General features: G+C 63.9%; 1 protein-coding gene. It reads right to left on the bottom strand.

Annotated elements, in window-relative coordinates:
- Nucleotides 1-30: 30 nt before the first annotated feature.
- Nucleotides 31-1,350 (bottom strand): group II intron reverse transcriptase/maturase (ltrA, locus tag ACM6JT_RS24660; RefSeq protein ID WP_414857505.1); only part of this gene is annotated, 1,320 nt, incomplete at its 5' end.

Below are 1,350 nucleotides of genomic sequence, written 5' to 3'. Positions count from 1 at the left end.
GTCCGCACCGGGCGGTTCGAGCAGTTGAGGTCATGAGAGTCGAGGCACGCCGAGACGGTCGAAGTAGGCGATCGGCATCGCTCGATTCAACCGCAGGCGGCTGTTATGCCACCAACTGCAGCTGTTTGCGGCCACCTTGCGAGCGTCCGCTTCCGAGGCGCCGAGCGCCAACAACTCCCGATACATCGTCGTGCCCCGACGCCAGTGCTTGAGCTGCATCGCGCGCAGCCGGTGTCTGATCCACTCGTCGAGTGCGCGGAACACCTTGGGCGTCTGCGCCAGCTGGAAGTACGCCTTCCACCCCAGTAAGTACGCCCGTAGTCGCTCCACACTCTGCGGCAGGCTACGTCCGCCCGAGCGGCGAGTCAGCTCCCGGATGCGCTGCTTGAAGGTCTCCAACGCCTTTCGGGCCACCGTGCATTTGACTCGGCCTCCGGCACTACGCAGCAACGCGTAGCCCAGGAACTTGCGTCCGTGCGCGGCCACTACCGCCGTCTTGGCTTCGTTCACCTTCAGGTGAAGTCGGTCATAGCGCTTACGCAAGCCATCCAGCACCCGTTCGCCCGCCCGACGACTGCACACGTATACGTTGCAATCATCGGCGTAACGCACGAAGCGATGACCCCGCTTCTCCAATTCACGATCCACCTCGTCCAGCAGCACATTGGCCAGTAGTGGCGACAGCGGCCCGCCTTGCGGCGTGCCTTCGTGGCGCTCCATGACCACCCCGCCATCCATGATCCCGGCCACAAGGTAATGGCGAACCAGCCGCAGCACGGCCTTGTCCGCGATCCGCCTCGAGAGCCTTTCCATCAGAATGTCGTGATTGACCCGATCGAAGAACTTCTCCAGATCCACATCGACCACCACCCGGTAGCCGTCCTGCACATGCCGTTGTGCCATCAGCACCGCGTCACGCGCACGACGCCCCGGCCGGAAGCCGTAGCTGTGTTCTGAGAAGGTCGGGTCAATGATGGGCTGCAAGACTTGCAGCAGGGCTTGCTGGATCAGTCGATCCGTCACCGTCGGAATCCCCAGTTCACGCATCCCGCCACCAGGCTTCGGAATCTGGACGCGCCGCACCGGCTGGGGCCGGTAGCTTCCCTCCAGTAACGCTTCCCGAATCCGGGGCCAGTGCGTCTTCAGGGCCTCCGCCGTTTCGGCGATCGACTTCCCATCCACCCCGGCACTGCCGCGATTGGCTTTGACGCGTTTCCACGCCATCACCAGATTCGCTCTCGCGAGCGCCTGCGCAAGCAGGTCATCTCGCCCTGAACCTCCGGTTTCGAATCGCGCCGGCCGTGCTTCATCACGCACTACTTCAGGCTCGGCTTCACCTCGCCCTCCCGC

The organism is Burkholderia sp. IT-111MI5 (assembly GCF_949752865.1).
GTDB classification, from domain to species: Bacteria; Pseudomonadota; Gammaproteobacteria; order Burkholderiales; family Burkholderiaceae; genus Burkholderia; species Burkholderia pyrrocinia_C.
Note: the sequence above shows the minus strand (reverse complement) of the source record. Positions and strands in the feature narration are given on the sequence as shown.